We start from the raw sequence: 22,705 nt of genomic DNA on the forward strand, positions 1-22,705 counted from the left end.
CCGATGCCCGGGTGTGAGCATCCAGCCGCTGCGCCGAGACCCGCGGCTGCCGGCCGTGCCCCGGTCCCGGCCCGGGGTCATCCCGGCACCCAAGCGCGCCTCGTCCTGCGTCGTGGTGGACGAGCTGGGCGGAGCCGCCGTGGGCGCCCTCGAGGCGCTGCGCGGGCGCGACCTAGGGACGGTCGTCGTCCTCGCGCAACGGGCCGAGGCCGCAGAGGTCAGCTCGCTGCTCAGCCACGGAGCCCGCGGGGCCGTCGTGGCGACGCAGCCGCCGCAGGAGAACCGAACGGCACCGGCGTCAGCACCCGACCTGTCCGTGCGCGAGATCGGTGTGCTGCGGCACGTGGCGCAGGGTTGCTCCAACCGGGAGGTCGGTGACCTGCTCGGGCTGTCGGCGCTGACCGTGAAGAGCCACCTGGCCCGGATCTCCCGCAAGCTGGGCACCGGCGACCGCGCGCAGCTCGTCGCGATCGCCCTGCGCGGCGGGCTCCTCGACTGACCGCAGGTCGCGCCGACGTGCTGGGGTGGCCGTCGCACCTGGGCGGCACGCGGGTCCGGTGCGCGGAGCGGGGGCCGGACTCGCCTACGGTGGCCTCGTGACGGACGAGCGCGACGAGCTGGACGTCGTCGGCGGTCCCGCTGCCGACGACGAGGGCCCGGCCGCCGTCGAGGTCGTCCCCCTCACCGAGCCCGCCGACGGCGTACCCCCCGTGGTGGACACCGCCGAGGCGCTGGCCGAGGTCGTCGAGGCCTTCGGCAACGGCACGGGCCCGGTGGCCGTCGACGCCGAGCGCGCGTCGGGCTACCGCTACGGGCAGCGCACCTATCTCGTCCAGCTCCGGCGGGAGGGCGCCGGTACGGCGCTGATCGACCCCGTCGCACTGCCGGACCTCTCGGCGTTGTCCGATGCGCTCGTCGGCGTCGAGTGGGTGCTGCACGCGGCCTCCCAGGACCTCCCCGGGCTCGCCGAGCAGGGCCTGCGCGCCTCGCGGGTGTTCGACACCGAGCTGGCGGCGCGGCTGCTCGGCATGGAGCGGGTCGGGCTCGCCGCGGTCGTCGCGGAGACGCTCGGCCTGGGCCTCGCGAAGGAGCACTCGGCGGTGGACTGGTCCACCCGACCGCTCCCCCTGGAGTGGCTCCGCTACGCCGCCCTCGACGTCGAGCTGCTGGTGCCGGTGCGGGAGATCCTCGCCGAGCGGCTGGCCGCGGCCGGCAAGGCGGAGTGGGCCGCGCAGGAGTTCGAGGCGGAGCGCACAGCCGCACCACCGGCACCTCGCGTGGAGCCCTGGCGCCGCGTGTCCGGCCTGCACGCCGTGCGCGACGCCCGCCGGCTCGCCGTGGTGCGCGAGCTGTGGGAGACCCGCGACGCGAACGCCCGGCAGCGGGACATCTCGCCGGGACGGGTGCTGCCCGACCACGCGATCGTGGCGGCCGCTCAGGCGCTGCCGCGGACCGTTCCCCAGCTCGTCGCGCTCCCGCAGTTCGCCGGGAAGGGCACCCGGCGCCGCGCGACCCTCTGGCAGTCGGCGATCGACCGAGCGCTGGCGCTGCCCGAGCGGGAGCTGCCGAGCGTGCGCGGGCCACGGTCGGACGCGCCGCCGCCACCACGCGCCTGGGCCGACCGCGACCCCGACGCCGCCGCAAGGCTGGCAGCCGCGCGCGCGGTCGTCGCCGCGACCTCGCAGGCCTGGAACGTGCCGGCGGAGAACCTGCTGCAGCCGGACCTGCTGCGGCGTCTGTGCTGGTCACCGCCCGTGCCGCCGGACCTGGAGGCGGTGCGGGCTGCGCTGCTCGCCGGTGGTGCACGCCCGTGGCAGGTGGACCTGATGGCACCGCTGCTGACGCCGACGATCGGTGTCACGGCCAGCTGACCGACGCGGTGTTACTCTTCGGTAGCCTTCTGCATCTGGGACCTAGGTCCTAGCTGCCGAGGCACCCGGACACTGCCGTCCCAGGAGGCCCGATGCCGACCTCGCCCGCCCGCACCGTTCGTTCCGTCGCCTTCGTCGACGGTGTGCGCACACCGTTCGGCCGCGCCCGGCCGGACGGCCTCTACGCCGGCACCCGCGCCGACGACCTCGCGGTCCGCACCGTCCGGGAGCTGGTGCGCCGGCACCCGCAGCTCCCGCTGGACCGGATCGACGACGTGGCGATCGCCGCTGCGACGCAGAGCGGCGACCAGGGCCTCACCCTCGGCCGGACCGTCAGCCTGCTGGCCGGCCTGCCCCGCACGGTGCCGGGCTTCGCCGTGGACCGGATGTGCGCCGGCGCGATGACCGCGGTGACGGCGACCGCGTCGGCCATCGCGGTCGGCGCGCAGGACGTCGCGCTGGCCGGCGGCGTGGAGCACATGGGCCACCACCCCATGGGGTCCGGGGCCGAGCCGAACCCCCGCTTCGTCGTCGAGCGACTGGTCGACGGCGAGGCGCTCAGCATGGGTGCGACGGCGGAGAACCTGCACGACCGGTTCCCCGCGCTGACGCGGGCGCGTGCCGACGCCTTCGGCGTAGCGAGCCAGGCGCGGTACGCCGCCGCGCTCGCCGCCGGGCAGATCGAGCCGGACCTGGTACCGGTGGCCGTCTACGACCGCGAGCGCGGCTGGGGTCTGGCAACGGCGGACGAGCCTCCGCGCCCAGGCACCACGCTGGAGGGCGTCGCCGACCTGCCCACGCCCTTCCGGCCAGGCGGCAGGGTGACGGCCGCGACCTCCGCACCGCTCACGGACGGCGCCGCCTCGTGCCTGCTGGTCGCCGAGGACGTCGCCACCGAGCTCGGCCTGCCCGTGCGGATGCGGATGGTCGGCTTCGGCTACGCGGGCGTCGACCCGGAGGTGATGGGTCTCGGTCCGGTGCCCGCGACGGAGCGCGCCCTGCGGCGCGCCGGTCTGACCATCGACGACATCGGCCTGTTCGAGCTGAACGAGGCGTTCGCGGTCCAGGTCCTGTCGTTCCTCGACGCGTTCGGCATCGCCGACGACGACCCGCGCGTCAACCCGTACGGCGGCGCGATCGCCGTCGGCCACCCGCTGGCGTCCTCCGGCGTGCGGCTGATGATCCAGCTCGCCCGCCAGTTCGCCGAGCGTCCCGACGTCCGGTACGGCCTGACCGCCATGTGCGTCGGGCTGGGCCAGGGCGGCGCCGTGATCTGGGAGAACCCGAACCACACCGGGAGCGCACGATGAGCACCGCACCTCACCCCGAACGGGTCGCGCACGCGCACGTGCGGGACGTGACCCTCCCCCGCCACCTGGGCACGCTCGCCCTGGTCACGGTCGACAACGGGCTGGACCACACCAAGCCCACCACGCTCGGCCCGGCCGGTGTCGCGGAGCTGACCGAGGCGCTCCAGGCGGTGCAGGCCCGTGTGCGGGGCGGCGAGCTCGCGGCCGTCGCGGTGACCGGCAAGCCGTGGGTCTTCGCGGCGGGCGCCGACCTCACGCAGGTGACCGCCGTCCGCACCAGGGACCAGGCGCTGGCCCTGGGTCGCAACGGCCACGCGGCGTACGAGCTGCTGCACACGATGGGCGTGCCGACCTTCGCGTTCGTCAACGGCGTCGCCCTCGGCGGGGGCCTCGAGCTGGCCCTGAGCTGCACGTACCGCGCCGTGTCGGCGGACGTGCGGGCGCTCGGGCTGCCCGAGACCGGGCTGGGGCTGGTGCCGGGCTGGGGCGGCGCATACCTCGTCCCCCGCCTCGTCGGTATCGAACGAGCGCTCGAGGTGGTGCTGACCCGCCCCGCGGCGAACAAGCCGTACGGCGCCGCGGAGGCCGCCCGCATCGGCCTGGTGGACGTCGTGCTGGATGCGGCCGACTTCCTGGAGCAGTCGGTGCGCTGGGCGGCCGACGTGCTGGACGGCACGGTGCACGTCGAACGCCGCCCGCTGGACGACGAGGGCGCGTGGGACCGCGCCGTCGCACATGCCCGTGAGGTGCTCGACGCGACGGTCGCCGGTTCCCGTCCGGCCCCGTACCGCGCGCTGGAGCTGCTGGCTGCCGCACGCGACACGGACCGCGCGGCGGCGTTCGCGGCCGAGGACGACGCCCTCGCCGATCTGGTGATGACCGACGAGATGCGTGCCAGCGTCTACGCGTTCGGCCTGGTCAGCGGCGCGAAGCATCAGCACGCGCCCGACGCGGCGCTGGCGCGGCCCGTGACCCGGGTCGGTGTGGTCGGCGCCGGGCTGATGGCCGCGCAGATCGCCACGCTGTTCGCCCGCCGGCTGAAGGTCCCGGTGGTGATGCGCGATCTCGACGAGGAGCGCGTGGCCCACGGACTGGCTGCGGTCCGCTCCTCCGTGGAGCGGATGGTCGCCTCGGGACGCATGTCCGCCGACGCCGGCGCGCGCGTGGTCGGGTCCGTCACCGGCAGCACGGAGCTGTCGGCGCTCGCCGGGTGCGACCTGGTCATCGAGGCGGTCACGGAGCTGCTGCCCGTCAAGCAGCGGGTGTTCGCCGAGCTCGAGCAGGTGGTCGGCCCGGACACCGTCCTGGCGACCAACACGTCGGCGCTCTCGGTCACGGCGATGGCGTCGGGGCTCGCCCATCCGGAACGCGTCGTCGGCCTGCACTTCTTCAACCCGGTCGCCGCGATGCCCCTCGTGGAGGTGGTCCGCGCGCAGGAGACGGACGACGCCGCGATCGCCACCGGCCTCGACGTGGTGGCGCGTCTGGGCAAGACGGCCGTCCCGGTGCTGGACCGCCCGGGCTTCGTGGTGAACCGCCTGCTCGTGCTGCTGCTCGGCGTGGTGGTCGGCGCCATCGAGGACGGCACACCGGTCGAGGTCGCCGACCACGCGCTCGACCGTCTGGGCCTGCCGATGCCGCCGTTCGAGCTGTTCGACCTGGTCGGCCCAGCGGTCGGCCTGCACGTCCTCACCTCGCTGCGCGCCGATCTCGGGGAACGCTTCCCGCGCTCCCCCGGCCTCGAGCGGCTGGTCGCGGACGGCACGGCCGTGGTGCTGCCGCGCCCCGCCCCGGGTCTGCCGCGGCGCGTCGACCCGGCGATCCAGGCGGTCTTCGACGCCGCACGCGAGCACCCGCGCCGGGACATCCCGCTGGACGGCCCCGGGCTGCTCGACGCGGTACTGACGGCGCTGACCGTCGAGGTCGGCCACCTGCTCGACGAGCACGTCGTGCCCTCCGCCGACCAGGTGGACCTGTGCATGATCCTCGGCGCCGGCTGGCCGTCGCACCTGGGAGGCCTGACACCGCTGCTGGACCGCACCGGCTACAGCGAACGAGTCCTGGGACGTCGGTTGCTCCCGCCGGGAACAGCCGACGTGCCGCGGGACTGACCCGGGCACCCGCTGCACCGACCGGGCCGCCCCTCGGCGCGGGACGGTGCACCCCGGGGACGACGACGGGCCCGGTGCGGCGGGAGTGATCCGCCGCACCAGGCCCGTCGGTGCGTCGCTACGACCTCACGCGGTCGTGTGGAACGTGCGGGACAGCACGTCCAGCTGCTGCTCCTTGGTGAGCTTGACGAAGTTCACCGCGTAGCCGGACACCCGCACGGTCAGGTTCGGGTACTTCTCCGGGTGCTCGATCGCGTCCTCGAGGGTCTCGCGGGAGAGCACGTTGATGTTGGCGTGGTACAGGCCCTCGCCCATGCCGGCGTCGAGGATGCCGACCAGGTTGCCGACCTGCTCGTCCTTGTCACGGCCGAGGCCGGACGGGGTGATCGTGTTGGTCAGCGAGATGCCGTCCAGCGCGTCGTTGTAGTCGAGCTTGCCCACCGAGAGCATGGACGCGACCATCCCGTGCGTGTCCATCCCGTTCTCGGGGTTGGCGCCCGGCGCGAACGGCGTGCCCTTCTGGTGGCCGGACGGGAACGACCCGGTCGCCTTGCCGTAGACCACGTTCGACGTGATGGTCAGCACCGACTGCGTCGGCACCGCGTCGCGGTACGTCGGCAGCTTGCGGATCTTGTCCATGACGGTCTTGACCACCAGCTGGGCCAGCTCGTCGGCACGGTCGTCGTCGTTGCCGTACACCGGGAAGTCGCCCTCGGTGACGTAGTCGACCACCAGGCCGGTCTCGTCGCGCACCGGCGTGACCTTCGCGTACTTGATGGCCGAGAGGCTGTCCGCGACGATCGACAGGCCGGCGATGCCGCAGCCGAGGGTGCGCACGATCTCGTCGTCGTGCAGCGCCATCTCGATCGACTCGTAGGCGTACTTGTCGTGGCTGTAGTGGATGATGTTCAGCGCCTCGACGTAGGTCGCGGTGACCCAGTCGAGCATCTGGTCGTACTTCGCCCAGACCTCGTCGAAGTCCAGCGGACCGTCACCCTGCACGGCCTCGTAGCCCGGCACGATCAGCTTGCCGGACATCTCGTCGCGGCCGCCGTTGATCGCGTAGAGCAGCGACTTGGCCGCGTTGACGCGGGCACCGAAGAACTGCATCTGCTTGCCGATGGTCATCGGGGACACGCAGCACGCGATCGCGGCGTCGTCACCCCAGTGGCAGCGGATCTGCTCGTCGGACTCGTACTGGATCGCCGAGGTCTCGATCGAGATCGCGGCGCAGAAGTCCTTGTAGCCGTCGGGCAGCGCCGGGTCCCAGAAGATGGTGATGTTCGGCTCCGGGGCCGGGCCCAGGTTGCGCAGCGTCTGCAGCAGGCGGAACGAGGTCTTGGTGACCAGCGCGCGCCCGTCCTCGCCGAACCCGCCGTCCGACCAGGTCGCCCAGTACGGGTCGCCGGAGAAGATCTGGTCGTAGTCGATGGTCCGCAGGAAGCGGACGATGCGGAGCTTGAGGACCAGCGCGTCGATGACCTCCTGCGCGTCCTCCTCGGTGATGATCCCCGCCGCCAGGTCACGCTCGGCGTACACGTCGAAGAAGGAGGACAGGCGGCCGATGCTCATGGCGGCGCCGTCCTGGCTCTTCACCGAGGCGAGGTACCCGAAGTACGTCCACTGGACGGCCTCCTGGAACGTCTGCGCCGGCCGGCCCAGGTCGAACCCGTACTGCTCGCCGAGCCGCTTGAGCTTCTTCAGCGCCTTGATCTGCTCGGAGTGCTCCTCGCGGTACCGCGCCCAGCTCTCGGAGAACGGCTGGTCGGCGACCGAGTCCTTGTCCTTCTGCTTGGCGGCGATCAGCGCGTCGACGCCGTACAGCGCCACGCGGCGGTAGTCGCCGATGATGCGGCCGCGGCCGTAGGCGTCCGGCAGGCCGGTGACGATGTGCGAGCTGCGGGCGGCGCGGATGCGCGGGGTGTAGATGTCGAACACCGCGTCGTTGTGGGTCTTGCGGAACTCGGTGAAGATCCGCTTGATCTCCGGGTCGGGCTCGAGGCCGGCCTCCTTGATGGCCGTCTCGACCATGCGCCAGCCGCCGTTGGGCATCATCGCCCGCTTCAGCGGCACGTCCGTCTGCAGGCCGACGATCACGTCGTCGTCCTCGCTGATGTAGCCGGCGGGGAACGCGTCGATGTCGGCCGGCGTGTGGGTGTCGACGTCGTAGACGCGCTTGGCGCGCTCGACGGAGAGGAACTTCTTCTCCAGCGTGTCCCAGATGCCCAGCGTCTTCGCCGTGGGGCCTGCCAGGAACGCTGCGTCGCCGGTGTACGGCGTGTAGTTGCGCTGGATGAAGTCCCGGACGTCGATCGTGTCGGTCCAGGGCCCCGGCACGAAGCCGGTCCACTCAGCGGGTGTTGCGGTCGAGACCGGTGTCGCGGTAGTCGACATGGGACGCCTTCCTCCTTGGGGGGTCGTTGACCACCCTAGGAGCGAAGTCATGGGACGACTCGGGTCATAGGTCCTGGGATGAGTTGGGGCCCAGGCCAGAGACCTGTGGCCTCCGTCACAGCGCTGTGGCGCCGCTCACATCACCGTGAGACCGCGGGCGCGGAACTGGTCGCGCACCCGCTCGACGAGCTCCGGCGACGGTGCGCGCACGCCGTCGAGCTCGTACCTCATCCCCAGCTCGGCCCACTTGTCGCGGCCCATCTGGTGGAAGGGCAGCACCTCGACTCGCTCGACCGTGGAGAGCGCCTGCACGTGGTCGGCGACCTTCTCGACGTTCTCGACGGAGTCCGTCAGGCCCGGCACCAGGACGAACCGGATCCACATCGGCGTGCCGTGCTCCGCCAGCCGACGACCGAACTCCAGCGTCGGGGCGAGCTCTCGGCCGGTGACCCGCTTGTACGTCTCCTCGTCACCGGACTTGATGTCCAGCAGCACCAGGTCGAGGTCGTCGAGCATCTCGTCGGTGCAGGCGCGGCCGAGGTACCCGGACGTGTCGATCGTGGTGTGGATGCCCATCGACCTGGCGCCGCGCAGCAACCGCCGCACGAAGGCCGGCTGCATCAGCGGCTCACCGCCGGAGATCGTCAGGCCGCCGCCCGTCGCGGCGAACACCCGTCGGTACCGGCCGATCCTCCGCAGCAGCTCGTCTGCCGTCACGCTGGTGCCGCGGCGCATCTCCCACGTGTCGGGGTTGTGGCAGTACAGGCACTGCAGCGGGCAGCCGGACAGGAAGACGGTCATCCGGGTACCCGGTCCGTCGACCGCGGTCACCAGCTCCCACGAGTGCACGGAGCCGAGCTCGCCCGTGCGCACCTGCGCCAGCCGTTCGGCTCGCTCGTGCTCCTGCGTCTCGAGGCCCGAGGTGCCGGCGCCCTGCGCCCGCACGTTCGACCCGCCGACGAGAGGCAGCCCGAGCTCGACGACGGGCGCACCCGCCGGCTCGGCGACCAGCGTGCCGGTGCCGCCGGTGTTGGTGCCGACCTCGCCGCTCATACGGCACCGTGGAAGGTGCGGGACAGCACGTCGAGCTGCTGCTCGCGCGTCAGCCGGACGAAGTTCACGGCGTACCCCGAGACCCGGACGGTCAGCTGCGGGTAGCTCTCCGGGTGCTCCATCGCGTCGAGCAGCGTGGTCCGGTCGAGCACGTTGACGTTCATGTGGTAGCCCGTGGACAGCGTGTACGCGTCCAGCAGACCGACCAGGTTGGCCACCTGCTCCGCCCGGGTGCGACCCAGACCGGAGGGCAGCACGGAGCTGGTCAGCGAGATGCCGTCCTGCGCCTCCGAGTACGGCAGCTTGGCGACCGACAGCGCCGAGGCGAGCATGCCGTGCGTGTCCCGGCCGTTCATCGGGTTGGCTCCCGGCGCGAACGGCTCGCCGTAGCGACGACCGTCCGGGGTGGACCCGGTCGCCTTGCCGTAGACGACGTTCGAGGTGATGGTCAGCACCGACTGCGTGTGCAGCGCGTTGCGGTACGTCGGCTGCTGCCGGAGCTTGGCCATGAACGTGCGCACCACCCAGGCGGCGATGTCGTCCACCCGGTCGTCGTCGTTGCCGAAGGTGGGGTACTCCCCCTCCACGGCGTACTCGGTGACCAGGCCGTCGGTGGTGCGCAGCGCGCGCACCGTCGTGTGCTTGATGGCGGACAACGAGTCGGCGACGACGGACAGGCCGGCGATGCCGCACGCGAGGGTGCGCAGCACCGTGCGGTCGTGCAGCGCCATCTCCAGGCGCTCGTACGCGTACTTGTCGTGCATGTAGTGCACGCAGTTCAGGGCGTCGACGTAGGTCTGGGCCAACCAGTCGAGCATCCGGTCGAACTTGGCCACCACGTCGTCGTAGTCGAGCACCTCGCCCTCGACCGGCGCCGTCACCGGGCCGACCTGCCGGCCCGTCATCTCGTCCCGGCCGCCGTTGATCGCGTACAGCAGAGCCTTGGCGAGGTTCACCCGAGCACCGAAGAACTGCATCTGCTTGCCGACCCGCATCGGGGACACGCAGCACGCGATCGCCGCGTCGTCGCCCCACGAGGAGCGGATCAGCTCGTCGGACTCGTACTGGATCGCCGAGCTGTCGATCGAGATCTCGGCGCAGAACCGCTTGAAACCCTCGGGCAGCCGCTCGCTCCAGAGCACCGTCAGGTTCGGCTCCGGGGCCGGACCGAGGTTGCGCAGCGTCTGCAGGTAGCGGAACGACGTCCGGGTCACCAGCGTGCGCCCGTCCTCGCCCATGCCGCCGATCGTCTCGGTGACCCACGTCGGGTCGCCGGAGAACAGCGCGTCGTACTCCGGCGTCCGCAGGAACCGCACGATGCGGAGCTTGATGACGAAGTCGTCGACCAGCTCCTGCGCCTGCTCCTCCGTCAGCACCCCCGCCTCGAGGTCGCGCTGCAGGTACACGTCGAGGAAGGTCGAGGTGCGGCCCAGCGACATCGCCGCGCCGTTCTGCTCCTTCACGGCGCCGAGGTAGGCGAGGTACAGCCACTGCACCGCCTCGTGCGCGGTACGCGCCGGCCGGCTGATGTCGAGGCCGTACGACGACGCCATCTGCGCCAGCTCGCCCAGCGCCCGGATCTGCTCCGCGAGCTCCTCGCGGTCGCGGATCACGTCCTCCGTCGACCGCTCCATGTCCAGGGATGCCTTCTCGAGGCGCTTGCCCTCGATCAGGGCATCCACGCCGTACAGCGCGACGCGCCGGTAGTCGCCGATGATCCGGCCGCGGCCGTACCCGTCGGGCAGGCCGGTGATCAGGTGGCTGGAGCGCGCCGCCCGCACCGCGGGCGGGTAGACGTCGAACACGCCGTCGTTGTGGGTCTTGCGGTACCTGGTGAACACGTCGACGATCTCGCGCGGTGCGGCGTAGCCGTACGTGGCCAGCGCCTGCTCCACCATCCGCCAGCCGCCGTTCGGCATGATCGCGCGCTTGAGCGGCGCGTCGGTCTGCAGGCCGACGATCAGCTCGCGCTCCCTGTCGATCCAGCCCGGCCGGTGCGAGGTGATGGTGGACGGCGTGGCGGCGTCGACGTCGTAGACACCCTTCTCGCGCTCGACGGCGAACATGGGGGTCAGCTCGTCCCAGACCGCCAGGGTGCGCGGCGTCGGACCGGCGAGGAACGCACCGTCGCCGGTGTACGGCGTGTAGTTGCGCTGGACGAAGTCCCGGACGTCGATGCGGTCCGCCCAGGGTCCGGGGACGAAGCCCTCCCACGCGCGCGGCAGCGCGCTGTCGCGACGGAGGGAGGCGGCGGTCAGAGGCATCCAGAGCTCCTGGTATCGGGTCTACGACGACGTTATGACCCAATTCATAGGATGTCTCGGGACGTTCGTCCCCAGGTCAAGCAGGGCGGACGCAGGTCAGTCGGGCGTGCCGAGCGCCGTCAGCACGTCCGCCGCCACGTCCGCCGCGCCGAGCCGGAGCTGGTCCACCAGCTGCTCACGCGTGGCATGACCCAGGAACGCGCGCGGGATGCCGAACGACTGCACGGCCCCGCGCAGCCCCTGCTCGACGCACCGCTGCGCGAGGAGCGACCCGACACCTCCGTCGACCAGGCCGTCCTCGAGCGTGACCACGTGGTCGTGCTCACCGACCAGCTTCACCAGCGTCGGTGGGACCGGCACCGGCCACAACGGGTCGACCACCGTCACGGCGAGACCGTGCGCGGCGAGCAGGTCGCCGACCGCCAGGGCGGTCGGCACCATCGCACCGACCCCGACGACCAGCACGCGTGCGGCCGCAGTGCGGTCCTTCACCACGTGCCGGGCGAGCACGTCGACGCCGTCGAGGTGCTCGAACGCGGGCACGGGCTCAGGCAGCGCACCCTTCGGGTACCGCACGACCGTGGGAGCGTCGTCGACGTCGACGGCGGTGCGCAGCGCCGTGCGCAGCGTCGCCTCGTCACGCGGCGCTGCCAGGCGCAGCCCCGGCACCAGCGAGAGCAACGAGAGGTCCCACATGCCGTTGTGGCTGGCGCCGTCGTCCCCGGTGATGCCGGCGCGGTCGAGGACGAACGTCACACCGGCACGGTGCAGCGCCACGTCCATCAGCACCTGGTCGAAGGCGCGGTTGAGGAAGGTCGCGTACACCGCCACGACGGGATGCAGCCCGGCGAAGGCCATCCCGGCGGCGGACGTCGCGGCGTGCTGCTCGGCGATGCCGACGTCGAACACGCGCTCGGGGAACTCGGCCGCGAAGGGCGCCAGCCCGACCGGCTGGAGCATCGCGGCCGTGACCGCGACGACGTCACGGCGCCGACGGCCGATGCGGACGATCTCGTCCGCGAACACGCTCGTCCAGCCGAAGCGCGAGGGCGCCAGGGGCAGACCGGTCTCCGGGTGGATCTGGCCCACCGCGTGGAAGCGGTCGGCGACGTCCTGCTCGGCGGGGGTGTAGCCGCGGCCCTTCTCGGTGATCACGTGCACGATCACCGGACCGCCGTAGGCGCGCGCCCGGCGCAGCGCCCGCTCGACCTCGCGCTCGTCGTGGCCGTCGACGGGGCCGATGTACTTCAGGCCCAGGTCCTCGAACATGCCCTGAGGCGCGACGACGTCCTTCAGGCCCTTCTTCAGGCCGTGCAGCGCGTCGTACGCCAGGCGTCCCGGCGGACCGGACCGGCGCAGCGTCGCCTTGCCCCAGCTGAGGACGCTCTCGTACCCCTGCGTGGTGCGGAGCGTGTCGAGGTGCCGCGCGAGGCCGCCGATCGTCGGGGCGTAGCTGCGGCCGTTGTCGTTCACGACCACGACGAGGCGGCGGTCCTCCCCCGCGGCGATGTTGTTGAGCGCCTCCCAGGCCATGCCTCCGGTCAACGCCCCGTCACCGATCACCGCGACGACGTGCCGGTCCGGCTCGCCGCGCAGCTCGTAGGCCTTGGCGATGCCGTCGGCCCAGCTCAGGGCCGTCGACGCGTGCGAGTTCTCCACCACGTCGTGCTCGGACTCGCTGCGACTGGGGTACCCGGACAGGCCGCCACGGCGCCGCAGCTGCGTGAAGTCGGACCGACCGGTCAGCAGCTTGTGCACGTACGCCTGGTGACCCGTGTCGAACACCAGGGTGTCGTGCGGGGAACGGAACACCCGGTGCAGCGCGATCGTCAGCTCGACGACGCCGAGGTTCGGCCCGAGGTGCCCACCCGTGCGGGACACGGACTCCACCAGGAAGTGCCGGATCTCGCCGGCGAGCTCGTCCACCTCGCGGGGGCTCAGCCGCCGGACGTCCGCGGGCGACGAGATGTGCTCGAGGAGACCCACGCTGCCCTCCCTCCGGCCGCCGCTCGACCGCCGCACCGCACGAAGGCCGAAGGACACTGTATGGCCGCCGACCCCGGACCGTCGCGCTCACCAGCGCGGTGCGGCGACGCGCGGCCCATGGACCGCCGCTCGTTCGCGTGTGCGCGCTCGAGCGACCCGAGGGCTGTCGTGCGGCCCCCGGTAGGCTGTGTCGGAAAGGGGAAACTCCCATGCGCTTCCTGCCCGGCCACACGGCCTCCGGCGACCTGACCTACGGCGACGTCTTCCTCGTGCCGTCCCGGTCGGAGGTCGTCTCCCGGTTCGACGTCGACCTCACCACCGGTGACGGCACCGGGACGACCATCCCGGTCGTCGTCGCGAACATGACCGCCGTCGCGGGGCGACGGATGGCCGAGACGGTCGCCCGCCGCGGCGGCCTCGCGGTGCTGCCTCAGGACACCCCGACGGACGTGGTGGCCGAGGTGGTCGAGTCCGTCAAGTCCCGGCACCCCGTCGTCGAGACCGCCGTGGTGGTCAGCCCGCACGACACCGTGCAGACCGCGGTCACCCTGATCGGCAAGCGCTCGCACGGCGCGGCCGTGGTGGTGGACGAGGGCCGCCCGGTCGGCGTCGTCACCGAGGCCGACTGTCGCGACGTCGACCGGTTCACCCAGGTGGCCGAGGTGATGGCGCAGAACCCGACGACGCTCGACCTGCACGTGCTGGAGCAGCGCGGGACCGCCGGCCTCGAGGACGCGTACGAGCGCCTGCACGCCTCGCGGCGCCGGTTCGCCCCGGTCGTACGGGACGGCCTGCTGGTCGGGGTGCTGACCCAGGTCGGCGCCCTGCGGTCCTCGATCTACACGCCTGCCCTCGACGGACGAGGCCGGCTGCGCGTCGGCGCGGCGGTGGGCATCAACGGCGACGTGAGGGCGAAGGCGGCGAGCCTGCTCGAGGCCGAGGTGGACGTGCTGGTGGTCGACACGGCGCACGGGCACCAGCGCAAGATGCTGGACGCGCTGGCGGCGGTCCGCTCGCTCGACCCGCAGGTCCCGGTGGTCGCCGGGAACGTCGTCACCGCGCAGGGCACGCGGGACCTCGTCGAGGCGGGCGCCGACATCGTCAAGGTCGGCGTGGGTCCGGGCGCGATGTGCACCACGCGCATGATGACCGCCGTCGGCCGGCCGCAGTTCTCGGCCGTCCTGGAGTGCGCGCAGGAGGCGCGCCGGCTCGGCCGCAGCGTCTGGGCCGACGGCGGCGTCCGGTACCCGCGCGACGTCGCGCTGGCGCTGTCCGCCGGTGCGGCGCAGGTGATGATCGGGTCATGGTTCGCCGGGACCCACGAGTCGCCCGGCGACCTGCACACGGATCCCGACGGGCGGCTGTACAAGGAGAGCTTCGGCATGGCGTCGGCCCGCGCCGTCGCCGCTCGCACGCGCGGCGGCTCGCCGTTCGAGCGTGCGCGCAAGGGGCTCTACGAGGAGGGCATCTCGTCCTCGCGGATGTACCTCGACCCGCGGCGTCCGGGTGTCGAGGACCTGATCGACTCCATCACGGCCGGCGTCCGCTCCGCCGCCACCTACGTCGGCGCGAGCACCCTCGAGGAGCTGCACGAGCGCGCGGTGGTCGGCCTGCAGTCCGCCGCCGGGTACGACGAGGGTCGCCCGCTGCCGGACGGCTGGTGAGCCGGTGCGCCCTGCGCTGATCCTGACGCACGCGCCGCACGAGGGTCCGGGGCTGATCGGCCCGGCTCTCGACGCGCCCTACCGGGTGCGCACCGTGCTGGACGACCCGGCACCGCGGCTGCCTGAGGTCGACGCGCTGTCCGGGCTGGTCGTGATGGGCGGACCGATGGACGCCGACGACGTCGCCGGTCATCCGGGTCTGGCCGCCGAGCGTGAGCTGATCGCCGCCGCGGTCCGTGCCGGCGTCCCGGTGCTGGGCGTGTGCCTCGGCATGCAGCTGCTGGGTCTCGCCCTCGGCGCACCGCTCCGTCGGCGGGCCGGGTCCGAGCTCGGCTTCGGCCCCGTCGAGCTCGTGGCCGACGACCCGGTGCTGTCGGCGCTCGGTGCGGTCGGCAGCGCGCCCACGGTGCTGCACTGGCACTCCGATGCCGTCGAGCTGCCGGACGGCGCCACCCTGCTGGCGCGGTCCGAGGTGACGCCGGTGCAGGCCTTCCGGGCCGGTTCGGCGCTGGGCATCCAGTTCCACCTCGAGGTCGGCGCGGACCAGCTCGAGCTGTGGCTGGCGACGCCCGAGATGGTCGGCGAGCTCGACGAGGACGAGGTGGCCGCCCTGCGCGCGGCGGCCGCGGCGCACCTGCCCGCCCTGACGGTCGCCGGCACCTCCGTGGTCGACGCCTTCGCCGACCAGGTGCGCAGCCGCGGGTGAGCAAGGACGCGCGCGCCGAGCTGTCCGCGCTCGTCGCGGCGGCTCCGCCGTGGCGGCTCGACAGCGTCCGCTCCGTGGCGGTACCCGGCTCGCGTGCCGCCGCCGTCCTCGTGCTGTTCGGCGTGCTGGACGCGGTCCCGGCGCGTGCGGCCGCGGGCGCGCCGGTCTCCACCGATCTCGACGTGCTGCTGCAACGCCGTGCGGCGACCCTCGGGCACCATCCCGGCCAGATCGCCTTCCCGGGCGGACGGCTGGAGGCGGGCGAGACGCCTGAGCAGGCCGCGGTCCGCGAGGCGGTCGAGGAGACGGGTCTCGACCCGGCCGGTGTCGAGGTGCTCGGTTCCCTCCCGGCGCTGCCGCTGCCGGTCAGCCGCCATGTGGTCACGCCGGTCCCGGCGTGGTGGGCACGTCCGTCCCGGGTGGCGGCCGTCGACCACGGCGAGACGGTGGACGTGTTCCGCATCCCCGTCGCCGACCTGCTGGACCCGGCGAACCGCGGCACGGTGCGTGTGCGCCGCGCGCCGGCGGTCAGCACGCCGGCCTTCGACGTGGCCGGCGTGGTCGTCTGGGGCTTCACCGCCCTGGTGCTCTCCGGCATGTTCGACGCTCTCGGCTGGACCCGGCCCTGGGACGCCTCACGCCGCATCGAGCTGCCCTAACCTGCGGGACGCGCACCCGGGCAGGCGCCCCGACGACGAGGCCGCCCCACCTGTCCGGAACCGGACCAGGTCGAGGCGGCCTCGTGCTTCGGCGTCAGGCGACGCCGGCGACCTGCCGCAGCACGTACTGCAGGATCCCGCCGTTGCGGTAGTAGTCCGCCTCTCCGGGGGTGTCGATGCGGACCACCGCGTCGAGCTCGACGACGCTGCCGTCCTGCTTCGTCGCCCGCACGTGGACCGTCCGGGGCGTGCTGCCCTCGTTCAGCTCCGTGACCCCGCTGACGTCGAACGTCTCGGTGCCGTCCAGCCCCAGCGAGTCGGCCGACTCACCCTCCGGGAACTGCAGCGGCAGCACCCCCATCCCGATGAGGTTGGAGCGGTGGATGCGCTCGAAGCTCTCGGCGATCACCGCGCGGACGCCGAGCAGCGCCGTGCCCTTGGCCGCCCAGTCACGGGAGGACCCCGACCCGTACTCCTTGCCGCCGAGGACGACGAGCGGCACGCCGGCCGCCTGGTAGGCCGTCGATGCGTCGTAGATCGCCTGCTGCTCGCCGGTGAGGAAGTTGACCGTGTAGCCGCCCTCGACGCCCGGCACCAGCTGGTTGCGCAGCCGGATGTTGGCGAACGTGCCGCGGATCATCACCTCGTGGTTGCCGCGGCGCGAGCCGTAGGAGTTGAAGTCCTTGCGCTCGATGCCGTGCTCGGCCAGGTACCGGCCTGCCGGGCTGTCCGCCTTGATCGACCCCGCCGGGCTGATGTGGTCCGTGGTGACCGAGTCGCCCAGCTTGGCGAGCACGCGCGCGCCGCTGATGTCCTGGACCGGCGCCGGGGTCGCCGTCATCCCCTCGAAGTACGGAGGCTTGCGGACGTAGGTCGACTCCGCGTCCCACGCGAACACGTCACCCTCCGGGGTCGGCAGCGAGCGCCACCTGTCGTCGCCCGCGAACACGTCGGCGTAGTCCGCGGTGAACATGGCGCGGTCGATCGACGCGTCGATGGCGTCCTGGACTTCCTGGGGCGACGGCCAGATGTCCCGCAGGAACACCGGGTGCCCCTCCTCCGACCGCCCGAGCGGCTCGTGCTCGAAGTCGAAGTCCATCGTGCCGGCCAGGGCGTAGGCGATCACCAGCGGCGGGCTGGCCAGGTAGTTCATCTTGACGTCGGGGTTGATCCGGCCCTCGAAGTTCCGGTTGCCGGACAGCACGGAGACGACCGCGAGGTCGTGCTCGTTCACCGCGGCGGACACCTGCTCGTCGAGCGGGCCCGAGTTGCCGATGCAGGTGCCGCAGCCGTAGCCGACCAGGTGGAACCCGAGCTTCTCGAGGTACGGCCACAGGCCGGCCTTCTCGTAGTAGTTGGTCACCACCTGGGAGCCGGGCGCCATCGAGGTCTTCACCCACGGCTTGGCGGTCAGGCCGTGCTCGACGGCCTTCTTGGCCAGCAGGCCGGCCGCGAGCATCACCGACGGGTTGGAGGTGTTGGTGCACGACGTGATCGAGGCGATCGCCACCGCGCCGTGGAACAGGTCGAACTGCTTGCCGTTGCTGTCGGTCACCGGCACGGTGCGCAGCGACCGGCCGCCCACGGCGGGCGAGTCGGAGGCCGGGAACGACTCCTCCTCCGCCTGGTCGACGGCATCGAGCACGTCGGAGGCGTACGTCGGCAGGTCCCGCTCGAACGCGGCCTTCGCCTGCCGCAGCTCGATGCGGTCCTGCGGGCGCTTGGGACCGGCGATCGACGGCACGACGGACCCGAGGTCCAGCTCGAGGTACTCCGAGTACACCGGCTCGACGTCGGGGTCGTGCCACAGCCCCTGCTCGCGGGCGTACGCCTCGACCAGCGCCACCTGCTGGTCGCTGCGGCCGGTCAGCCGCAGGTAGTCCAGCGTGACGTCGTCGATCGGGAAGATCGCCGCGGTGGAGCCGAACTCGGGGCTCATGTTCCCGATGGTCGCCCGGTTGGCCAGCGGCACCGCAGCCACGCCGGCACCGTAGAACTCGACGAACTTGCCCACCACGCCGTGCGCCCGGAGCATCTGCGTGATCGTCAGCACCACGTCCGTCGCCGTGACCCCGGACGGGATGGAACCGGTCAGCTTGAAGCCGACCACGCGCGGGATCAGCATCGACACCGGCTGGCCCAGCATGGCGGCCTCGGCCTCGATGCCGCCGACGCCCCATCCCAGCACGCCGAGCCCGTTGACCATCGTGGTGTGCGAGTCGGTGCCGACGCAGGTGTCCGGGTAGGCGCGCAGCACACCGTCCACCTCGCGCGTCATCACGACGCGGGCCAGGTACTCGATGTTGACCTGGTGCACGATGCCGGTGCCCGGCGGGACGACCTTGAAGTCGTCGAACGCCGTCTGCCCCCAGCGCAGGAACTGGTACCGCTCGTGGTTGCGCTGGTACTCCAGCTCGACGTTGCGCTCGAAGGCGTCCCGACGACCGGCGACGTCGATCTGCACCGAGTGGTCGATCACCAGCTCGGCCGGTGCCAGCGGGTTGATCCGGGACGGGTCGCCACCGAGCTCGACGACGGCCTCCCGCATCGTCGCCAGGTCGACGACGCAGGGCACGCCGGTAAAGTCCTGCATGATCACGCGCGCCGGCGTGAACTGGATCTCGGTGTCCGGCTGGGCGTCGGCGTCCCACGCGGCTAGCGCGCGCACGTGGTCCGCGGTGATGTTGGCGCCGTCCTCCGTGCGGAGCAGGTTCTCGGCAAGAACCTTCAGGCTGTAGGGCAGTCGCTCGACGCCCGGTACGGCGGCGAGCCGGAACACCTCGTACGAGGTGCCGCCCACCTCGATGGTGCCCCGGGATCCGAAGCTGTCGACACTCACGAGGTGCTCCTTCGCTGGACGGGTCGGCCCCGCGCGGTCAGGAGCCGGGCAGGTCCGATTTATCTCGACGTCGAGATACCTTACCCTGCCCGGCTCCCGACCGGCACCTCAGCCGGCAGGTGTGTCCCGGTGCTCGACCGCCTCGGCGGCCTTGCGCTCGGCCTCGACCAGACGCTCGTAGGTACGGGGGTCGTAGTCCGGCGTGCCCTGCTTGAACAGCTCCTCCGTCACCGCCCGCTTGGCCTCGGCCAGGCGCTGGGTGGCGACCTCCCTCTCCTCGCTCACTGCCGTGCTCCCTCCTCGGCGAGGTGACCGCTGTCACAACCACCCTAGGCGCGCACCGGGCTGCCCGCACCGGCCCCGGACCAGGTCACCCAGGCCGCGTCCGGGCGTCGCCCGACCGGCGCAGCAGCGTGCCGACCCCCCAGGCGAGGCCGCCCGCCAGCACGTCAGGCCGGCGGCGGACGGGTCAGCGCTCGAGGACCGCGACCGCCTCGAGATGGTGGGTGTGCGGGAACAGGTCGAAGCCCTGCAGCCCCGTGAGCCGGTAGCCGGCGTCGCCGAGCAACCCGATGTCGCGGGCGAGCGCGGCGGGGTCGCACGCCACGTAGACGACGCGGTCCGGGCGCAGCGCCGCAACGGCGCCGACGACCACCCGTCCGGCACCGGTCCGTGGCGGGTCGAGCACGACGACGTCGGCGTGCACCACGTCGTCCGCACCGTTCAGCACCTGTGCCACGTCCCCGTGGTGCAGGGCGACGTTGTCTCGGTCGTGCAGCGTCCGACGGGCATCGCGCACGGCGCGCTCGTCACCCTCGACGCTCACCACGGACCCGGTCGGCCCGACCGCCCCGGCCAGCGGCACGGTGAACAGGCCGGCGCCGGAGTACAGGTCCGCCACCGTGGCCCCCACGACGTCGCCGACGCCGGTCACGACCGCGTCGACCAGCACGGCCGGAGCCTCTCGGTGCACCTGCCAGAAGCCGGCCGCGGACACGCGGTAGAGGTGGTCGCCGACTCGCTCGTGGACGGAGGAACGCGCGTTGGGACGGGTGTCCGGGCGGCCGCGGCGCAGGTCGAACGGGACACCGTCGAGCAGCACCAGCGGCTCGTCACCACCGGCGGGGGCGACCGCCTCGATCCGCGCGCCGGCGGGCCAGCGCCGCTCGAACAGGCCGAGCCCGGCGATCGCCTCGGTGGCGAGCGGCATGGAGTCGAGCGCCTGGACGTCGTGCGACCGGAAGCGGCGCATACCGGCGCGGCCCGAGCCGTCGGCCACGAGGTCGATGCGGGTGCGGTAGCCCAGCCCGTCACGGTCCTCGTCCCCCGGTGCGGCCAGCACGGGCACATCCAGCTCGACGTGAGCCAGTCGGCGCAGCTGCTCGTCGAGCACGGCTGCCTTCCACGCGCGCTGCGCGTGCAGCGCCACGTGAGCGAGCTCGCCGCCGCCCACTCCGCCGGGGCCCGCCGCCGGCCAGACGGACGGCACCCGGTCCGGGGAGGCCTCCAGCACCTCGACGGCGTCGGCGCGCCAGAACCGGCGCCCCTCGCCCGACTCGGTCAGCCGGGCGCGCACCCGCTCGCCGGGCAGGCTGTGCCGCACGAACACCACGCGGCCGTGCAGACGGGCGACGCAGTGTCCCCCGTGCGCGACCGGACCCACCTCGAGCTCGACCAACGACTCACCAGGCACGTGGCACGGTCCCCGGGGTGCGCTCCTCGAGACCGGTCTGGCCCTCGCTGGACGCCAGCTGCCAGGGCACCGACGCGACCACGACTCCCGGCGTGAACAGCAGGCGTCCCTTGAGCCGCAGGGCGCTCTGGTTGTGCAGCAGCGCCTCCCACCAGTGCCCGACCACGTACTCGGGGATGTACACCACGACCAGGTCGCGCGGGCTCTCGCGGTGGATCGACCGGACGTAGGCGACCACCGGCCGGGTGATCTCGCGGAACGGCGAGTCCAGCACCTTCAGCGGGACGGGCACCTCGAGCCGTTCCCACGCGGCCTGCAGCGCCGCCACCTCGTCCGGCTCCACGCCGACGGTGACCGCCTCGAGCACCTGCGGCCGGGACGCCCGGGCGTAGGACAGTGCACGCATGGTCGGCCGGTGCAGGTGGGAGACGAGCACGATGGCGTGCACGCGGCTCGGCAGCGCCTTCGCGGCGCCGACGTCCTGCAGCGCCAGCTCGCGGCGCACCCGCGTGTAGTGCTTGTGGATCGCCTGCATGAGCAGGAACACCGCCGCCATCGCGAGGATGGCGATGTACGCGCCGCGCACGAACTTGGTGATGAGGACCACCAGGAGCACGGCCGAGGTCATGAGGAAGCCGAACGTGTTGATCACCCGTGACCGCTTCATCGCCGACCGCCGAGCCGCGTCCTGCTCGGTGCGCAGCTCGCGGGTCCAGTGCCGCGTCATGCCGAGCTGGCTCAGCGTGAAGGAGACGAACACGCCCACGATGTACAGCTGGATCAGCCGGGTGACCTGCGCGTCGAACGCCCAGATGAGGACGACGGCGCCGGCCGCGAGGGTGACGATGCCGTTGGAGAACGCCAACCGGTCGCCGCGCGTGTGCAGCTGCCGGGGCAGGTAGCCGTCGCGGGCGAGGATCGAGCCCAGCACCGGGAACCCGTTGAACGCGGTGTTCGCGGCCAGCGTCAGGATCAGGCCGGTCACCACTGCCGTGATGGCGAACATCCAGCCGGCGCCGTGGAACACCGACGCGGCGAGCTGGCTGATCACCGGGTGCTGCACGTAGGAGTCCCCGACCGGGACCCCGTGGCGCAGCAGCTGCTCGGCGGGCCGGTCGGCGAACGTGATCCCGGTGGCGCGCGACAGCAGCAGGATCGACATGATCATGGTGATCGAGATGCCGCCGAGCATCGCCAGGGTGGTGGCGGCGTTCTTCGACTTCGGCTTGCGGAACGCCGGGACGCCGTTCGAGATCGCCTCGACGCCGGTCAGCGCCGCCGACCCGGACGCGAAGGCGCGCAGCACCAGGAAGGCGCCCCCGAGGCCCGTGACCCCGGTCTGGTAGCCCGCCTCGGGCGTGAGCGTGAAGCCGGCACTCTCGGCCAGCGGGAGGTGGCCGGTCACGTAGCGGATCGCGCCGACGACCGCCAGCAGGCCGATCACTCCCATGAAGCAGTACACCGGGATGGCGAACGCGGTCCCGGACTCCTTGACCCCACGCAGGTTGATCAGCATGAGCACGACGACCAGGCCGACGGCGAAGTCGCGCTCGTGACCTTGCAGCGCGGGGATCGCCGTCGCCGCGTACTGGGCGCCCGACGAGATGGACACCGCCACCGTCAGCACGTAGTCGACCAGCAGCGCGCTGGCGACGGTGACGCCCGCGTTCGGTCCGAGGTTCACGGTCGCGACCTCGTAGTCGCCGCCCCCGGACGGGTACGCGTGCACGTTCTGCCGGTAGGAGGCGACCACGGTCACCATGACGACGACCACGGCGACACCGATCCACGGCGAGATCGCCAGCGCGGCCACCCCGGCGATGGACAGCGTCAGCAGGATCTCGTCGGGGGCGTACGCCACCGACGAGAGCGCGTCGGACGCGAACACCGGCAGGGCGATGCGTTTCGGGAGCAGCGTGTGACCGAGGCGGTCGCTGCGCATGGGGCGGCCCAGCAGGAGCCGCTTGGCCGCATCGGCGATCTCGGACACGAGGCCAGATCGTATGCCCCGGGTGCACCACGCACAGCCTCACCAGCCGGCGCACGGACGTGCCCCCGGAGGCCGTCGCGACGGTCGACTGCCCGCGGTCCGCAAGGCCGCGGCCGCACCGCGCCCCGCGGGACGAGGCTGTAGCGTGACCGCCTGTGCACTTCG

The 22,705-nt window shown here is 72.6% G+C and carries 15 protein-coding genes; 7 read left to right on the plus strand and 8 right to left on the minus strand.

Features of this window, described 5'->3' with window-relative positions; genetic code table 11:
• Positions 1 to 13: 13 nt before the first annotated feature.
• The 4 genes from N0B34_RS18100 (at position 14) to N0B34_RS08360 (ending at position 5,292) form a co-directional block, all read left to right on the plus strand.
• Complete coding sequence (locus N0B34_RS18100; protein WP_263730888.1) at positions 14 to 499, plus strand: LuxR C-terminal-related transcriptional regulator; 486 nt, start codon at positions 14 to 16, stop codon at positions 497 to 499.
• Between the two features lie 118 nt (positions 500 to 617).
• A complete protein-coding gene (locus N0B34_RS08350; protein ID WP_263730974.1) occupies positions 618 to 1,871 on the plus strand; it encodes an HRDC domain-containing protein in 1,254 nt (417 codons plus the stop codon).
• Between the two features lie 92 nt (positions 1,872 to 1,963).
• Complete coding sequence (locus tag N0B34_RS08355) at positions 1,964 to 3,181, plus strand: thiolase family protein (RefSeq protein WP_263730890.1); 1,218 nt, start codon at positions 1,964 to 1,966, stop codon at positions 3,179 to 3,181.
• Positions 3,178 to 5,292 (plus strand): 3-hydroxyacyl-CoA dehydrogenase NAD-binding domain-containing protein, encoded by a 2,115-nt coding sequence (locus tag N0B34_RS08360; protein ID WP_263730891.1) that lies wholly within the window; start codon positions 3,178 to 3,180, stop codon positions 5,290 to 5,292. Before N0B34_RS08355 ends, N0B34_RS08360 begins: the two co-directional genes overlap by 4 nt.
• Before the next feature lie 126 nt (positions 5,293 to 5,418).
• On the opposite strand, the gene pflB (N0B34_RS08365) is transcribed toward N0B34_RS08360, so the two are convergent.
• The 4 genes from pflB (N0B34_RS08365) to dxs form a co-directional block, all read right to left on the minus strand.
• Positions 5,419 to 7,686 carry a formate C-acetyltransferase gene (pflB, locus tag N0B34_RS08365; RefSeq protein ID WP_263730892.1) on the minus strand — a complete coding sequence of 756 codons (2,268 nt, stop codon included), beginning with the start codon at positions 7,684 to 7,686 and terminating at the stop codon, positions 5,419 to 5,421.
• A gap of 135 nt (positions 7,687 to 7,821) precedes the next feature.
• A complete protein-coding gene (gene pflA / locus N0B34_RS08370) occupies positions 7,822 to 8,739 on the minus strand; it encodes a pyruvate formate-lyase-activating protein (RefSeq protein WP_263730893.1) in 918 nt (305 codons plus the stop codon).
• Entirely contained in the window at positions 8,736 to 11,003 is a 2,268-nt protein-coding gene (pflB, locus tag N0B34_RS08375) for a formate C-acetyltransferase (protein WP_263730894.1), read from the minus strand. Before pflB (N0B34_RS08375) ends, pflA begins: the two co-directional genes overlap by 4 nt.
• Before the next feature lie 96 nt (positions 11,004 to 11,099).
• Entirely contained in the window at positions 11,100 to 12,989 is a 1,890-nt protein-coding gene (dxs, locus tag N0B34_RS08380) for a 1-deoxy-D-xylulose-5-phosphate synthase (protein ID WP_263730895.1), read from the minus strand.
• A 209-nt stretch (positions 12,990 to 13,198) separates the two neighbouring features.
• Between dxs and N0B34_RS08385 the strand changes: the two genes are divergently transcribed.
• Genes N0B34_RS08385 through N0B34_RS08395 form a run of 3 tightly spaced genes read left to right on the plus strand, consistent with a single transcriptional unit; the run spans position 13,199 to position 16,018 of the window.
• Complete coding sequence (locus N0B34_RS08385) at positions 13,199 to 14,653, plus strand: GuaB1 family IMP dehydrogenase-related protein (RefSeq protein ID WP_263730896.1); 1,455 nt, start codon at positions 13,199 to 13,201, stop codon at positions 14,651 to 14,653.
• A gap of 4 nt (positions 14,654 to 14,657) precedes the next feature.
• Positions 14,658 to 15,359 carry a type 1 glutamine amidotransferase gene (locus N0B34_RS08390; RefSeq protein ID WP_263730897.1) on the plus strand — a complete coding sequence of 234 codons (702 nt, stop codon included), beginning with the start codon at positions 14,658 to 14,660 and terminating at the stop codon, positions 15,357 to 15,359.
• The gene (locus tag N0B34_RS08395) at positions 15,356 to 16,018 is read left to right on the plus strand and encodes a CoA pyrophosphatase (protein ID WP_318529973.1); all 663 of its coding nucleotides are present in this window, start codon (positions 15,356 to 15,358) and stop codon (positions 16,016 to 16,018) included. Before N0B34_RS08390 ends, N0B34_RS08395 begins: the two co-directional genes overlap by 4 nt.
• Positions 16,019 to 16,112: 94 nt before the next feature.
• On the opposite strand, the gene acnA is transcribed toward N0B34_RS08395, so the two are convergent.
• From acnA to N0B34_RS08415, 4 genes are all read right to left on the minus strand, one after another.
• Positions 16,113 to 18,857, minus strand: coding sequence for an aconitate hydratase AcnA (gene acnA, locus N0B34_RS08400; protein WP_263730898.1), 2,745 nt, complete (start codon positions 18,855 to 18,857; stop codon positions 16,113 to 16,115).
• A 108-nt stretch (positions 18,858 to 18,965) separates the two neighbouring features.
• Positions 18,966 to 19,142: a translation initiation factor 2 gene (locus tag N0B34_RS08405; protein ID WP_263730899.1), complete on the minus strand. Its 177-nt coding sequence runs from the start codon at positions 19,140 to 19,142 to the stop codon at positions 18,966 to 18,968.
• Positions 19,143 to 19,326: 184 nt separating this feature from the next.
• Positions 19,327 to 20,550: a class I SAM-dependent RNA methyltransferase gene (locus tag N0B34_RS08410; protein ID WP_263730900.1), complete on the minus strand. Its 1,224-nt coding sequence runs from the start codon at positions 20,548 to 20,550 to the stop codon at positions 19,327 to 19,329.
• Positions 20,540 to 22,540 carry an APC family permease gene (locus tag N0B34_RS08415; protein WP_263730901.1) on the minus strand — a complete coding sequence of 667 codons (2,001 nt, stop codon included), beginning with the start codon at positions 22,538 to 22,540 and terminating at the stop codon, positions 20,540 to 20,542. Before N0B34_RS08415 ends, N0B34_RS08410 begins: the two co-directional genes overlap by 11 nt.
• Positions 22,541 to 22,705: the final 165 nt, after the last annotated feature.

The organism is Cellulomonas sp. SG140, from assembly GCF_025770785.1.
Classification (GTDB): Bacteria; Actinomycetota; Actinomycetes; order Actinomycetales; family Cellulomonadaceae; genus Cellulomonas.

Bases quoted from the DNA above. Each gene is read 5' to 3' on its own strand.
- N0B34_RS08355 (WP_263730890.1), top strand. From the start codon at position 1,964: ATGCCGACCTCGCCCGCCCGCACCGTTCGTTCCGTCGCCTTCGTCGAC.
- N0B34_RS08360 (WP_263730891.1), top strand. From the start codon at position 3,178: ATGAGCACCGCACCTCACCCCGAACGGGTCGCGCACGCGCACGTGCGG.
- pflB (WP_263730892.1), bottom strand. From the start codon at position 7,686: ATGTCGACTACCGCGACACCGGTCTCGACCGCAACACCCGCTGAGTGG.
- pflA (WP_263730893.1), bottom strand. From the start codon at position 8,739: ATGAGCGGCGAGGTCGGCACCAACACCGGCGGCACCGGCACGCTGGTC.
- pflB (WP_263730894.1), bottom strand. From the start codon at position 11,003: ATGCCTCTGACCGCCGCCTCCCTCCGTCGCGACAGCGCGCTGCCGCGC.
- N0B34_RS08385 (WP_263730896.1), top strand. From the start codon at position 13,199: ATGCGCTTCCTGCCCGGCCACACGGCCTCCGGCGACCTGACCTACGGC.